Annotated in this window: 11 protein-coding genes and 1 pseudogene; 8 read left to right on the forward strand and 4 right to left on the reverse strand. The window is 54.8% G+C overall.

All coding sequences use genetic code 11. The features are described 5' to 3' along the window. Positions 1–100: 100 nt before the first annotated feature. Positions 101–1,450: an amidohydrolase family protein gene (locus ABV298_RS22345; RefSeq protein ID WP_353718377.1), complete on the reverse strand. Its 1,350-nt coding sequence runs from the start codon at positions 1,448–1,450 to the stop codon at positions 101–103. Positions 1,451–1,532: 82 nt separating this feature from the next. Beyond that, the gene (locus tag ABV298_RS22350; protein WP_353718378.1) at positions 1,533–2,381 is read right to left on the reverse strand and encodes a helix-turn-helix transcriptional regulator; all 849 of its coding nucleotides are present in this window, start codon (positions 2,379–2,381) and stop codon (positions 1,533–1,535) included. Positions 2,382–2,612: 231 nt separating this feature from the next. On the opposite strand from ABV298_RS22350, the gene ABV298_RS22355 reads away from it, so the two are divergent. The 4 genes from ABV298_RS22355 (at position 2,613) to ABV298_RS22370 (ending at position 7,144) form a co-directional block, all read left to right on the forward strand. Continuing rightward, positions 2,613–3,491, forward strand: coding sequence for a DUF1684 domain-containing protein (locus ABV298_RS22355; protein WP_353718379.1), 879 nt, complete (start codon positions 2,613–2,615; stop codon positions 3,489–3,491). Positions 3,492–3,760: 269 nt separating this feature from the next. Further along, positions 3,761–4,003, forward strand: a complete 243-nt coding sequence (locus ABV298_RS22360) for a hypothetical protein (protein WP_353718380.1) — start codon at positions 3,761–3,763, stop codon at positions 4,001–4,003. 197 nt (positions 4,004–4,200) lie between these two features. Next, positions 4,201–5,682 (forward strand): sulfatase, encoded by a 1,482-nt coding sequence (locus ABV298_RS22365; RefSeq protein ID WP_353718381.1) that lies wholly within the window; start codon positions 4,201–4,203, stop codon positions 5,680–5,682. A gap of 40 nt (positions 5,683–5,722) precedes the next feature. After that, the gene (locus ABV298_RS22370; protein WP_353718382.1) at positions 5,723–7,144 is read left to right on the forward strand and encodes a sulfatase; all 1,422 of its coding nucleotides are present in this window, start codon (positions 5,723–5,725) and stop codon (positions 7,142–7,144) included. A gap of 107 nt (positions 7,145–7,251) precedes the next feature. Here the strand turns inward: ABV298_RS22370 and ABV298_RS22375 are convergent, their stop codons facing one another. Then, entirely contained in the window at positions 7,252–7,962 is a 711-nt protein-coding gene (locus ABV298_RS22375) for a DUF421 domain-containing protein (protein ID WP_353718383.1), read from the reverse strand. A gap of 44 nt (positions 7,963–8,006) precedes the next feature. Then, positions 8,007–8,606, reverse strand: coding sequence for an RNA polymerase sigma-70 factor (locus tag ABV298_RS22380; RefSeq protein ID WP_353718384.1), 600 nt, complete (start codon positions 8,604–8,606; stop codon positions 8,007–8,009). Positions 8,607–8,836: 230 nt separating this feature from the next. On the opposite strand from ABV298_RS22380, the gene ABV298_RS22385 reads away from it, so the two are divergent. The 4 genes and pseudogenes from ABV298_RS22385 (at position 8,837) to ABV298_RS22400 (ending at position 15,096) form a co-directional block, all read left to right on the forward strand. Then, positions 8,837–9,763, forward strand: a complete 927-nt coding sequence (locus tag ABV298_RS22385) for a FecR domain-containing protein (RefSeq protein WP_353718385.1) — start codon at positions 8,837–8,839, stop codon at positions 9,761–9,763. Positions 9,764–9,997: 234 nt separating this feature from the next. Further along, positions 9,998–10,459, forward strand: a pseudogene (locus ABV298_RS22390) (STN domain-containing protein); the annotation flags it as partial. Positions 10,460–10,595: 136 nt separating this feature from the next. Continuing rightward, positions 10,596–13,424: a TonB-dependent receptor gene (locus ABV298_RS22395; protein WP_353718386.1), complete on the forward strand. Its 2,829-nt coding sequence runs from the start codon at positions 10,596–10,598 to the stop codon at positions 13,422–13,424. A 13-nt stretch (positions 13,425–13,437) separates the two neighbouring features. After that, positions 13,438–15,096, forward strand: coding sequence for a RagB/SusD family nutrient uptake outer membrane protein (locus ABV298_RS22400; protein ID WP_353718387.1), 1,659 nt, complete (start codon positions 13,438–13,440; stop codon positions 15,094–15,096). Positions 15,097–15,104: the final 8 nt, after the last annotated feature.

Below are 15,104 nucleotides of genomic sequence, written 5' to 3' on the forward strand. Positions count from 1 at the left end.
AAAGTTTTGCGCCAGGTGGAATGGCGAACGCTTGCCCGATCTTGCGCCTTCTGTGTTAAAAATAGGTAAGGAAGTGGTTAATGTCATTAGGTTGTGCCCGCTACGACTTGTGCGTATTATTTTTGAATACCAAATTCCCTTGATGCACCAGCGCCGTTACCGGCGAGATACGCGCAACAGCCTCGGCCGAGCAACTGGCATCAACCAGTACCACACTCGCGTCGTCGCCGGCCTTGGGCCATTGCTGCCTGCCTTTGTCGTCGAGCGGCAGAATGTCGCCGGTGGCCAGTTTAAGGCAGCGCGAGAGTTCCAGTTCAGTCGATTGCCCGTAAAGCTGGGCCATCAGGTTGGCCTTCTGCAACACGCTTCCCGTGCCGAAGGTATTCCAGTGGTCGACAATGCTGTCGTTGCCGGTCATCACATTCACACCGTAGCGGTAGAGCGTCGGGATGGGCATGATAGTACCGCCAAACGGGATGGTCGAGATTACGCCCACACGTGCGTGTGCGAGCTTTTCGGCTGTTTCTTCCAGCTTCGCTTTTTCAAGGCGGGCGAGTACGAAGCAGTGGCTCAGGAAGGTTTTGCCTGCGAGCGCGGGGTTCTCGATTACCTTTTGCGTCAGATATTCGACGGTTCGCAGGCCGGGTTCGCCGCCTTCGTGCAAGTGGATGTCGATACCTTTGCGGTGGTCGAGGGCCAGCTGTACGATAAAGTCGATTTGTTTTTCCACGCTGCCGTCGATGGCATTGGGGTCGAGGCCGCCGATGAAATCGATATCCATCGTGGCGGCATCCTTCATCCATTGTTCCGAATGGGAATAGAAAATACCGTGCTGCGGAAATGCCACAAGCTCGGCGCCGAAGGTACCTTTTTTATCTTCTATCGCCTTTTGCAGGTTCTTTAAAGATTGCAGTCCGGACGTAGGCTCGATATTGACGTGGCTCCGGGCAAAATTCGTACCCTTCGATTGCAGCAGTCCGATGAGCTTTCCGGCGCGGTAAGCGGAGGTTTTGAGCAGTTCGGGCAATGTTTTTTGCTCGAAAGCGATCATGTCCTTCACAGTCCGGTTCTTTGCCAGGCGTGCTTTCCAGGGGCCGCCGTAAAAAGTTTTGTCCAGATGGATGTGCATGTCCCTGAACGCCGGAAGCATCAAATGCCCCCGGGCGTCGGTGGCATCGGCTTTCGGGTCGTTCGGAAGCACGGCTTTGATTTTTCCGTCTTCTATTTCGATCCTGAACAGACCGGTTTGGGTAGCGGTAACTTCGTCGTCCCGGTAAATAAAGCCGGTTTCCAGCCGTACGTTTTTCAATGTCCATTTCTTCGCGGAATGGCTGCCGTTCCCGGTGTGCGGCTTGCTTGAAACGGAAGTTTCGGGTTTTCCGGTCAGTATCCCGCCTGCAAGCAGCAAGCCGGAATTCCGGATGAATGTTTTGCGTGAAATGGACTCCATATGCCTGGGATCAAGGTTTTGGCAAAATTACCCCCGGCGCCGTTCCCCATGCATGCGCTATTTATGCTATAAGTTGTAAAATTTATAACGCATTGCGAAAAGCACGTGGCGACAGGCCCGTTTGGGCCTTGAAGAAGTTGGAGAAATGAGGAAGATCGCTAAACCCTAGTTCAAAAGCGATCTCCTTGGCCGATTGCCCCGATACAAGCAGCAGACGCTTCGCTTCCAGCCCCACGCGGTTATGGATAAGGAACGTTGCCGGTACGTGCAAGTGCCTTTTGCACAGGATATTGAGGTAGTTTGCCGAAATGTTGAGCTGATCGGCATAGAATGCTACGGTCTTGTGCGTACGGAAATGCGTGTCTACCAGGGCGTGATACCGGAACAGGATCGGATTGGCGCGGTAAGTACCGATGTCGTCGAAAATGCGTTCGGCCTCGCGGCTAACCAGTTGCAGGGCCACCCGGCTGCGAAGTTGTACCATATCCCAGTCGATACCGCCGCTGCCCAGTTCCTTTTCCATAGCTTCCAGCTCGTAGCAAAGTGCCTGAAAGGCCTCCTGCGGCAGGTCGATCACCTGGTGGTTGCGGTACAGGATAAACGACAGCCGCAAAAAATTGGAGGAGGTTTCGAATGCACGCCGCCCGACCATGAGCTGAAAGCCGGTTGTGCCTTCGTCCAGTTCCCACCGGTGCACCTGGCCGGGAAACAGCAGATGCACCTGGTTATCCCCGACCGGGTAATCGACAAAGTCGATCGAATGCTTGCCTCCGCCCGTTTTTATCACAAAAAGCATGAAGAAATCATGCTTGTGCGGCTTCTCGATCCGGCTTTTTCCATCCGCCTCGTGGCGCAAAAGTTTGTAACCCGACTCCGGGGAAGAGTCGAAAGCGTCGATGCCCAGCGTAGGAAATGCCGTTTTTGAATTCATAATTTGAAATTACAAAAAATGACGCTAGCGGGTTCCCAGTTCTTATTGTAAGGCAAAACGTCCGTTATCCGTGGATAAAAATGTGTTTTGTCAATAGAAAATGGGAACTTTCCGGAACTTTAAACTATTAAATTGGTAGGATAAATAGTTTATTTAAATTTGCGTGCCGGCCGCTACCATTCAGCGTCTCTTACGTAAGCAAGGGGGTATCGCTTACCAAAACCTGGAAAAATGAAAACATATATTTATCGATTGCTCGGGCTGGCCGCGGTGCTGGTGTTCGGCGCATTTACGGTCAACGACCATACCTACGAAGAGCAGATCCGAGAATGGCATCTTAAACGTGTCGAAAGCCTGAAAGCGGAATCGGGATGGCTTAACCTGGCCGGGCTTTTCTGGCTCGATGAAGGGAAGAACACATTCGGTGGGGCCGAGGAAAACGACATTCTTTTTCCGGCCGATAAAAGCAGTCCGTTCCTGGGCGAGATATGGCTCGAAAACGGCCATATCACGCTTAAAGCCAGGCCCGGCGCCGGCATATTCAATGGCGACCAGCCTGTGACGGAGATCGATATTTTCCCCGACGGCCAGCCGGTTACGCTAAGGCACGGATCGCTCCGGTGGTTCGTTATCAAGCGCGGCGAGAAGTACGCGATCCGCCTGCGCGACCTGGAAGGACCGTTTTTAAAGAATTTTACCGGCATCGAGAGATACCCCGTTCAGGAGAAATGGCGTATAAAGGCGCGTTTTGTGCCTACCGAAGGCCATACGGTTCCTATTACCGACATTACCGGCCGCACCGACGACCAGGTGTCGCCCGGCAGGCTGGTTTTTACCGTGGACGGCCGGGAATATAGCCTCGACGCCGTGGGCCAGCCGGAAAACCTGTTCATCATCTTTGCCGACCAGACCAATAGGCACGAAACTTATGGCTCGGGCCGCTTCCTGTACGCGGCCGTCGAAGCTGACGGCACAGCCTGGCTCGATTTCAACAAAGCCATCAACCCGCCTTGTGCATTCTCCCCGTATGCGACCTGTCCGTTGCCCCCGAAGCAAAACAAGCTGGCCGTTGCCATTTCGGCCGGTGAAAAGCGTTACGGAGACCATTAATCCTGTTTTCCAGCCTTGGAACACGAAAAAAGGCAGGACCGGCCCCCGAAAGTGGTACCGTCGTAAACGAATTATGTGCTTCCACTGCCCGATTCCGACATCGTGACCAGCAAGCTTTTGTTCGATCAGAACGCCCTTAATGGCCCCGGCCGGTGGTATGTTTCCCGATCTTTCCGGGTTTGCTCCTCGCCGGGGCCTGTATTTAATTATATTTGTATATTAATTCTATGAAATTAGTAGATTAATTTATAAACGATTAATACGAGCGTATGAAAACCTATCAGCTCCGACTTACATATCCGGAAACACTCAGCGTGCATTACATCACGTCGCTGGTGGAGTCGGTCAAAGGCGTCAGGATACAGCGGTTGAACGTCATAGGGCGTGGGCGGGAGTTTGTGGGCGTGCTGGTGGTCGAGGCGGCGGGCTTGCTGCATTACGATTCGCTCGTGGAGCGACTGCGTTCGCGAAAGGAGGTCCTTCTCGACGAACCCGAAGTGGCCCCGTTGTAAGGCCGGCCCCTGCTGGCCCGTCTTGTCGCCATTATCCATTAGAATGGTCTGGTTTTTACCTTATTAAATCCGCGCACACCGCCGGTTAAAGTCAACGCGTAACCGGTCTTTAACCGCTGCCGGTAACAAACCCCGGCGGCGGACGCGAGATAATGCGGTGGCGATGTATTTTAAAACCAGGGACAACCACCGGTAATATGCTTGAAATGTTTAAAATCTGTATTATTCTCAACGCGTTGCTGTCGCTGGGCACGACCGGCACGATTCGTGAAAGGTTTTCGCCGGAAGGCGGCGAAATACTGAAAGAAGTGCCGGTCGCCGCCCGACGGAGCGCCGTGCGACGGACCGCCGTGCGACGGGCCGCCGTCCGACCTAACATCGTGATCATTATGGCCGACGATCTCGACAGTCGCCAGCTGAGTTGCTACGGTGGCCGGAACCTGAAAACGACGCATATCGATGCTTTGGCGAAGGACGGGTTGAAATTCCATAACCTGATCGCTTCCGAAGCCATGTGCGTGCCGACGAGGGCGTCGCTTTTTACGGGTCTTTACCCGGTGCGGCACGGCTCTTTTCAGAACCATAAGCCGGTATACGACAACTTGAAAAGCGTGGCGCATTATCTTGGCGATCTGGGTTACCGTGTGGGGCTTACCGGTAAGGACCATGTGACCAAACCGAAAAACGTGTTTCCTTTCGATATTGTCGACGGTTTCGAACCCAATTGCGTTGCCCCGACCGACGATTACCGGCTGGACGACGTGAAGAAATACATTACGGCCGGCGACAAGCCGTACTGCCTTTTTATCATGAGCATCAATCCGCACGCCCCGTGGACAGTAGGCGATACGACGGAATTTGATGCTGCCAAATTGAAACTTCCCGCCAACTGGGTAGATACGCCCGTTACGCGCAGGCAATTCGTAAAATACCTGGCGGAAGTGCGGCGGCTGGACAACCAGGTGGGAGACGTGCTGAACCTGTTGAAAGAGACCGGTCAGGACAAAAATACGATCGTGATCTTCCTGGGCGAGCAGGGGGCGCAGTTTCCGGGAGCGAAATGGAACCTGTATGATACCGGCCAGCGGAGTTCGATGCTCATCAGGTGGCCGGGACGGGTAAAGCCGTCGTCGGAAACCAGCGCATTGGTGCAATACGAAGACATTACCCCGACGCTGATCGACATAGCGGGCGGCAAAGCCGTGGCAGGCCTGGATGGCCGGAGCTTTCTGCCGGTAATCGCCGGGAAGAGCAGGGAGGCGCGGGATTATGCATTCGGCATTCACAACAACATTCCCGAGGGCGATCCATACCCGATCCGCAGCATTCGCGACCATCGTTACAAGCTGATCCTCAATCTCACGCCCGACAGGCAGTATTATAACCGCTTTATGATGAACCGCGAACGTAAGGACCGCAATACCGTCTGGTTTTCCTGGGTGGAAAACGGCAGCGACCCGAAGGCTGGAAAAATCATCGAGCGCTTTGTAAACCGGCCTGCGGTGGAGTTTTACGATACTCGGAACGACCCGTTCGAACTGGATAACCTTGCCGCCGATCCGCAATATGCGCAACGCATTGCCGCGCTGAGGGCGCAGCTCGAAACCTGGATGAAACAGCAGGGCGACGAGGGGGCTTCCATGGATAAAGTGTACCCTAAAAAACAGGAAGCCAGATGAAACAGCGCCCGGTCCGTAGCGATATTCTAAATGGTAATTTATGTTCAGAAAAGTAGTTTTAACCGCGATGCTCTTAGCGCCGGGATTTTGGAAAGTACAGGCGCAAAAAAAGAATACCCCGCAACCGCCCAACATCGTTCTCATCGTATCCGACGACCATAGTGCGCCGTTCTTGGGCAGCTACGGTTATCCGCAGATCAAAACGCCCCATATCGACCGGCTGGCGGAGGAGGGTATCCGCTTCACACGGGCCTACACGACGGCCCCGCAATGTGTGCTTTCGCGTGCGGCGATCATGACCGGGCGTAACACGCTCGATGTGCAGATGACCCGCTTCTCCGCGCCCCTCGACGCCTCCGTGACGGCCTTTCCCGAGCTGCTGCGCAAAAATGGCTATCATACCGGCATTCTCGGCCGGAACTTCCATCTCGACGGCAACCGCCGTGTGCCCGAAACCGTGACCGTCCTGGAAAAATATGGTTTGGAAACCTTCAAAAACCGCGTCGACTACCTGAATGTGACCGGTAACCGCGACAGCATTTTCCAGCAGTATACGGACTTTCTCGGGAAAGCGCCCAAAAACAAGCCCTTCTTCGTGCAGGTCGGTTACAGCGACCCGCACCGGATTTTCAACGCCCAAAACTTCGAACCTGATCCGCAATCGCTCACGTTGCCGGGCCATTGGCCCGATACCAAAGCGCTACGGGCCGATTTTGCTTCCTACCTGGGCGAAATCCAGCGGCTCGACAGCGACGTAGGCCGTGTCCTGGACGATTTGAAAAAGCGAGGCCTGGAAGAGAACACGCTGGTCGTTTTCATCGGCGATAATGGCGGGGCATTGCTGCGGGGCAAGGGCACGTTGTACGACCTGGGTATTCACGTTCCGCTGATCGTTCGCTATCCGAAGCTGATCAGGGGCGGGCAAGTCAGCGATGTACTGGTTTCCGGCATCGACATAGCGCCGACGCTCCTGACGGTCGCCGGCATCCCGGTTCCCGAAGAAATCACCGGGAAAAGCCTCACACCGGCATTCGCCGACCTGCGGCAGGGAGGCCATGAATACATATTCGCCGTCCGCGGGGCGCACGGGCAGGGTTTACCGACCAATTCTTCCAATTTTGATCTCGGCAGGACTATTTTCAACAAAAAGTACAAGCTGATTTACAACGCGATCTGGCAGATCCCTTACCATCCGGTCGATTTCGCGGGGCAGCCGTTCTGGCTGGAACTCAAACAGCAGCACGCCGAAGGCAAGCTGGCCGAAAAATACGACAAGCTCCTCTTTGCCGACCGTCGTAAAATGTTCGAAATGTATGACTTACTGGCCGATCCCGACGAAACGGACAACCTCTCGGGCAAACCGGAAGTAGCTGCGATCGAGCATGATCTGAAAGCCCGTTTGCAGGATTGGATGATTTTGAACCGCGACTATTTGCCGTTGCCCATTGCGCCGGAGAACTGAGGTCTGCGGCCGGCCACCTCGGCATCGCCCCGCATAACCCCGTCGGGCCGGTTTCGCCGGAAGCCGGCCCGACGGGGCTCCTGCCGGTTTGCGTCGCCGAAATAGCGTCAGGCTATTCGCTTCGCATTCGAGGCTTCCACCCATTCACAAACGTCACATTCCGTACATGCAGGCAAATTTTCTCCCTGATTTTTTTCGCGCAGGCCGCCGCATTTGGCGCATGCGATGTATTCGCAGTTTTTACCGGGAAGACGGCCATCGCCGAGCTTTTTTTGTAGTTCGTCGGGGAAAATGGGCAGGCCATATTTTACCTGGTCGTCGGGATAATACAGCACACTGAACTCGCCCGAGGTTTCGATGAGTACGGTCCGTACCTGGCCCAGGTGCGCCACATTGCGCAACCGGAGTTCGGCGAAGAATTCGTCCTGCGAAAGCCCCGACTCGCGGAATGCGTCCATGAGCAGTTTTCCCTCGCGGATCACGTACAACGGCTCGCCTTCGAGCATTTTTTCGACCTTCACGAAACGGTCGGAAAGCCTGGTGACGCTGATGTACAGCGTAATCACGACCAGAAAGACCACGAGAGCGGGCAGAATGCCGACGTCGTCATAAAACATCGGGTCGCCGGCGGCAGAACCCAGGCCGATGATGAGTACAAGCTCGAAAATAGAAAGTTGCTTGATCCCGCGCCGCCCCGAGGCCCGCAATGCAAGCAGGATGATCAGGAACATGATGATCGTCCGGATCACGACTTCCAGCAGGAAGCCGAACGGGTGGTCGTGCATCAGGATCTTTCTCCAATCTGCGAATTCAAACATAGTCCATGCATTTGAGTGTATACGTGCAAAATGCATGCCCGGAGCTATATGGCGTTGGCCAGTATCCATACGAGCACATTCACCACGTATCCGAACCGGGCCCGCAACACCCTCAGGCATTTGCTGATGTGAAACTCGACCGTCTTCTCGGAAAGCCCCAGCATTTCGGCGATTTCCCTATTGGGAACCCCGCTACGGCTCATCTCGAAAACATGCTTGCTTTTTTCGGGCAGGTTCCCGAGTTCGCGCGAGTAGATTTCCTGTACCTCTTTCAGCGACAGCCATTCCTGCACCAGATTGGCCGATTGAGAGGACAGCGTTTCCAGGTCGACGTCGCTTAGTGAAATGGTATGATGGACGATCTGTTTCCGCAGATAGGAGATAATGCGGTTCTTGAGCGCGGAAAACAGATAAATATTGAACGCTTTTTCGATGTTGATGTCCGCGCGTTGCAGCCACAAATGCACGAACAGGTCCTGTACGAGATCTTCGGATGCCCCGCCGTTTCCCGTTTTGCGCAACGCCAGTGCGTAGAGCCTCGCCGAATACCTGCGGTGCAGTTCCGCAAAGGCCAGTGAATCGTCCGAAACCTTTGCCAGCTGCCATAATTCCAGGTCGTTTCTTTCGCGATAGGCCGTACTCATTGGGTGCTTTCTTCAACGTCGTTCAAAAGTAATAAGGATTCAAATAGTATTTGTCATAAAATTTCTTCAAAAGTCACTAGGGATACGCCCGGGCCGTGCGTCCTGTTAATAGGGAATTGAAACAAAAGGCTATTACAGGCATTTTATGAATAAAAAAGAACATCTCGCGGGGCGACCTCTCGCCGGAACTTCTGAAGCGCTACGTCGAAGGACGGTGCACACTGGAAGAAGTGTTTCAGGTCGACGAATGGTACGCGTCGCTCGCCGCGGAAACCACGACGGAGGAGGCGTTCGACCAGCAAGAGCATTTGGCCAGGGTTCAGAACGAAATCAGGAGGTTATCGGCCGATGAAGTGCCGGCGGTGCCCCTGCGGCGTCCCGCGTTTCCATGGTTCCTGCGGTATGCCGTCGCGGCGATGTTCCTGCTGGTGGCCGGTGTGGGTGGGTATTATTATTTATCCCGCAAATCTGTTTTCAGGCCCGGCACCGATACCATCGCGATTGTAAACAAAACCCGCCAGGTCCGCAGGCACACTTTTCCCGACGGCAGCGAAGCCTGGCTGAACCCCGGTACGCGCATTACCTATGCGAAAGACGATTTCAGGAAAGATTCCCGGGAAGTTTCCCTGGAAGGAGAAGCGTTTTTTGAAGTAACCCACGACGCGTCGCGGCCCTTCTTCGTTCACGGGGAATCGGTACAGGTGAAGGTTTTGGGAACGAGCTTCAATGTCCGGGCCAATAAGGGCGAGGCGGAATATGCGGTTTCTGTCGTGACAGGGAAAGTGTTCGTAACTGCCGACGAGGGCCGGGAAGTGACACTGCTTCCACACCAGCAGGCAGTTTTCAAAGTGGCGTCGGGGGAGCTCGTAAGCGCGCAGGTGCCCGAGGTGGCCGAAAAAGCGCCTTTATGGCAACCCGTTTCCCTGTCATTCAGCGATGCGAAGCTGGGCGAGGTCGTGAAGCGCCTGGAAGAAAAATTCGACGTAAAGATCCGTTTGGAAAACCCCAATCTTGAAAACTGCCGCGTAAAGGCCACTTTCGACCACGACAGGCTTTCCGAAATACTCGAAATGACCATGCAGATCGTGGATGCCAGCTACCAGATGCAGAATGATGAAATCCTCATCCGGGGTGAAGGCTGCGCCGCTTCGGAATAGAAAAAATAATTCGATATCCAATCCAAACAGACACCTAACGATCCCTCTATGACGAAATTCAACCTGCTTTAAAAATCCCCGCTTAAAAAAATCAGGAGTGTTGGAGCCACCCCTGATCCTGAACGAAGACCTTGTGGAACATCACTGGCCGGTGATGCAAGGCTTCCTATTGTTCATATTAACCATTTCAAACTTATGTATTTTTTCCTACAAAGCAAGACGGCATACTATATTATGCGGTTATCGATTTTACAGCTCTTCCTGATCGGAGCGATCGCGGCGGGCGGTTATGCGAGGGACATCAGCGCGCAGGACCTGCTGGGCAAGAACGTGAGCATCCAGGCGGAAAACATTACGCTGGGAAGCGCCTTGGATCGGCTGGAAAGCCTCACGGGCGTGCGTTTCGCATACAGCCGCAGCATTATCCCGGTGCGCGCGCGGGTTAGCCTTAATGCCAGTAACGAGAAGCTCTCGGCCGTCCTTGACCGGCTTCTGATGCCTTTGCAGATCGAATACCAGCCCGGCGACGGCCAGATTATCTTAAAACGCAGCCGAAAAGTGTCGATTTTACAGGAGCGACCTATGTCCGACGGGGCGCAAACAATCGGAACGGGCACCGCCGACATCCGGCTCACCGGTACGGTCGTCGACGATAAGGGCGACCGGCTTCCTGGCGTAAGCGTGGTGCTGAAAGGCACGCAGCGTGGCACGGTCACCGACGAGCAGGGCACCTACGCGCTCGATATTCCGGACGATAAAGCTGCTGCCGGCGCAGCGACGCCCGGCCCCCCCCGTGCTGATCTTTTCGTTTGTCGGTTATTTGTCGCAGGAAGTGACGGTTGGGGCGCAGACCGTCGTGGATGTAACTCTGAAAGTGGATTCCAAATCGCTGGAAGAGGTGGTGGTGGTAGGATATGGCACGCAGTCCAAAAAGAACATTACCGGTTCGGTTGCGACCGTGCAGGGCTCGGAAATTACGCGCAGCCCGCAGGCGAATGTTTCCAACTCGTTTGCAGGACGTTTGCCCGGCTTGATCGCCAATAACCGTTCCGGCGAGCCGGGTTCGGATGGTTCGAATATACTGATCCGTGGCCGCGCGACGACCGGGAACAGCAACCCGCTCATCGTCATCGATGGTATCGCCAATGCAATAGGAGGGCTCGACCGCCTCAATCCCAACGACATAGAGAGTATCTCGGTGCTGAAAGACGCTTCGGCGGCCATTTACGGCGCGCAGGCAGCGAACGGGGTAATTTTGATCACCACTAAAAAAGGCCTGGCGGGCAAGCCGCGTTTCGATTATTCTTTCAACCAGGGCTTTGTGCAGCCTACACGCCTGCCCAGGTTCGTGGATGCGCCCACGTACGCGGGAATCCTGAATACCATTGATTACTACCGCAACCCGTCGGGTGGGATGAATCAGCGGTACAGCGATGCCGAAATCCAGAAATTCAGGGACGGTTCGGACCCGGTCAACTATCCCAACACCAACTGGGTGAAGGAACTGATGAAACCTGTGGCATTGCAGAACCAGCACAACCTGTCCGTTTCCGGCGGTACAGAAAAGATCAACTACTTCGTGTCGGCGGGGACTTTGTACCAGGACGGCCTTTACCGCGACGGCGTGAACAAATACCGCCAGTACAGCGTGCGTTCGAATGTGAATGTCAATGTAAATGATAAATTGAGCTTCGGCATCCAGCTCGCGACACGGCGCGAGAACCGCAGCTATATCGCCGGTTTTAGCGCGAGCAACGTGTTTGAATTTTTGTACAGAACTTATCCAACGTTACCGGCACGCTATCCCGACGGGAAACTCGGTGCCGGCGTGGAGCAGGGCAAAAATCCGATCGCGATGGCGACACTGGCCGGGACCAACAAGAGCCCTACCACGGTTTCGAACGGCATTCTGCGCGCGAGCTACCAGCTGCCGATCGACGGGTTGTCGCTCGACGGCTTTTTCTCCGCGGACCAGAGTTTTGCATTTACCAAGGAAATGAAAACGAACTGGATCGTTTACCAATACAACAAAACTACCCGGCAATACAGTACCGTGCTCGGCGGGCCGGCGCAGGCGCAGATGTACGAGAGCCAGACCAACAAGGCGCTGTTAACAGGCAATATCAAGCTGAATTATGTCAAAAGCTTCGGCGACCACGCATTTTCCTCCTTTATTGCCTACGAGCAGAGCCGCGAGACGCAGGAGTTTTTCAGCGCGTCGCGCAACAACTTCATCACCACGCAGCTGCCCGACCTGAGCCAGGGCGGCGCCCAGCCGGTGGATTACGGCAACAGCGGCAGCAGCTACCGTACCTCGCGCCGGAATGTGTTCGGGCGGTTGAACTACAACTATCTGGGCAAATACCTGGCCGAGATTCAGTTGCGTTACGACGGGTCGTCGGTGTTTCCTCCGGGCAAGCGCTACGGGTTCTTCCCTGGCATTTCGCTGGGTTGGCGCGTTTCGCAGGAGCCGTGGTTCCGTACGGGGGATGCGGTTAATGATCTTAAAATCAGGGCCTCGTATGGCGAATTGGGTAATGACCGGGTGAATCCCAACCAGTTCCGCGACAACTTCCAGGTACGCAACGGCGCATTTTCGACCGGCAACAATGCGAACAACGTGCCAATCATCCAGTACTCGTTGCTGGCCAACCCGAACATTACCTGGGAAGTGGCCAGGAAATACAACCTGGGCCTTAATTCTACGCTTTTCAAAAGGCTGACTTTCGACCTCGACCTGTTCTTCGAAAACCGCACCCACATCCTTGCCAGCCGCAATGTGAGCATTCCTGCATTGACGGGTATCAGCTCGTCGCAGATCCCGAAGGAGAACATCGCAGAAGTGCATAACCGCGGCCTCGAAACGCAAATCCAGTATGCGGGCAGCCACAACAACTTCAATTACAACATTGGCGGCAACTTTGCATTTGCCAAAAGCGAGGTAATCTTTATTGACGAGGCCCCGAATACCCTCGATTACCAGCGCGCTACCGGCATGCCGCTCGGCTCCGATCTCGGCAATCCCAATGCCGACCTCATGTACCGGGCCATCGGTGTGTTCAAAACCCAGCAGGAGCTCGACGCTTATCCGCACGTTTCGGGCGCGGGTTTGGGCGACCTCAAATACGAAGACTACAATGGGGACGGCAAGATCGACGGCGCCGACCGCATCCGTTCGGAGTTCAGCAATGTGCCACAGATCACTTACGGCGTAAATCTCGGCGGCGGCTGGAAAAACCTGAGCCTGAATGTGCTCCTGCAAGGCCAGGCACGCGTGGCGCAATATGTGGTGGTAGAAGCGGGCGAGTTCAGCAGCGTCATGCAGTCGCGCGCCGGGGACGCGTGGAGCCCCGCCAACCCGGATGGCAATTCGCCGCGCATCGATTCGCGCACGGGCACGGGCGTGAATGGCAGCTATAAAAACACGTTCTGGTTCCAGAATACGGCATTCCTGCGCCTGAAAAACGTGGAGCTGGCCTACAATGTACCCGCGAAAGTGATTTCAAGGATCGGGCTGGGCGGCCTGCGGATTTATACTAACGGGTTTAACCTGCTCACATTCACCAAAGTGAAGGATTTCGATCCGGAAGGGGATAATGGCAATGCATTTTTTTATCCCCAACAGAAAATCTACAATGTGGGCGTGAACGTGACATTCTAAACTTGACAAAGACATGAAATTTAATAAACTGATATTGAGCTTTCTAGCCGGTTTCGCCGGGTTGCTTGCCGGCTGCGACGACGCGTTTCTCGACACGCGGCCAACCGACATTATCTCCGACCAGGCCATCTGGGCCGATTCCGCATTGGCCGATGCGTATGTGGTAGGCCGTTATGTAGGCGTGCAGCTTTCGACCGAGGGCGACAAGCCGGGTTTCGGGCGGGGGTTCGAGGATGCCTGGATGAGCTCCGTTACCGACGAGTCGATCTGTAATTTCGATAACGATACCTATTTCGTGCAGCAGGGCAATGCCGCACCCGACCGCACCGGCTGGATTTCCAACACCTGGACGCGCAGCTACCGCAGCATCCGCGAATGCAACTACGGCCTGGCTAACCTCGACAAAGTGCCTATGAGCGAGTCGGGCAGGAAGCGCCTGAAAGCCGAGCTCCGCTTTATCCGCGCCTATCGTTACCATGACCTGATCCGCAATTTCGGTGGTATCCCGATTATAGGCGACAAGGTGTACACCCTCGAAGACCGCGATTATACCGAACTCTACCAGCGCAAAAGCATCGAGGAAAGCCTCGCCTATGCCATTAGCGAGCTCGACGCCGCTGCGGCTGGTATGGCCGGTTCAACCGTAATCCCGGGCCGTGGTTCGGAAAATGCGGCATTGGCATTGAAAGCACGGTTGCTGCTGTATGCCGCAAGCCCGTTGTACAACAATGACCGGAACGACGCGGGCAAGTGGCAAAAAGCCGCCGACGCGGCCAAAGCGGTGATGGACAAGAATGCGTTTTCGCTGTACAACGACTACCGCAAGCTTTTTATCACCAACAATACTTCCGAAGATATTTTTATCCGGTTGTATTCGCCTACCAACGAGCACACCAATCTCGAACTCGTGAATGGCCCGAATGGCTATGGCGGTTGGGCCGGAAACACGCCGTTACAGAACCTCGTGGATGATTATGAAATGATGGACGGTACGAAAATCACCGACCCGAAATCGGGTTATAACCCGAAAGATCCCTATAAAAACCGAGATCCGCGCCTGACGATGAGTATTTTGTACAACGGCGCGCCGTATCGCGAACGCAAGGTGGAGACATTCGTTCCCGGTGGGCTGGACAGCAAGGATGGCAACGAAAACTGGAACACGACCAAGACGGGTTATTATGTATACAAATTTATCAATGACCAAAGCCCGATCCGCAATGCGAACCAGACCGCTACCCAGCCCTGGAAATACATCCGTTACGGCGAAATCCTGCTGAACTACGCCGAGGCGCGTAACGAAGCCTCCGGCCCCGACGCGACGGTTTACAGCGCTGTTAACCAGATCCGCAAGCGCGCCGGAATGCCCGATTTGCCCTCCGGCCTCACACAGGCGGCCATGCGCGAGCGCATCCGTAACGAGCGCCGCGTGGAGCTAGCCTTCGAGGAGCACCGGTTCTACGACGTGCGCCGCTGGAAAATCGCCAATATTACCGAAAATGTGCCCGCATATGGCGTGAGGCCCGAAAAGAAGCCCGACGGTTCCGTCGAATATGTGCGGATTATCGCATTGGAAGGACGGAAATTCCAAGACAAAAACTACTGGCAGCCGATCCCGCAGAGCGAAATCCAGGCATCGGGCGGGGCATTGAAGCAAAATGCCGGTTACTAGTGCCGGTT

The sequence above is a fragment of the Dyadobacter sp. 676 genome, assembly GCF_040448675.1.
Classification (GTDB): domain Bacteria; phylum Bacteroidota; class Bacteroidia; order Cytophagales; family Spirosomataceae; genus Dyadobacter.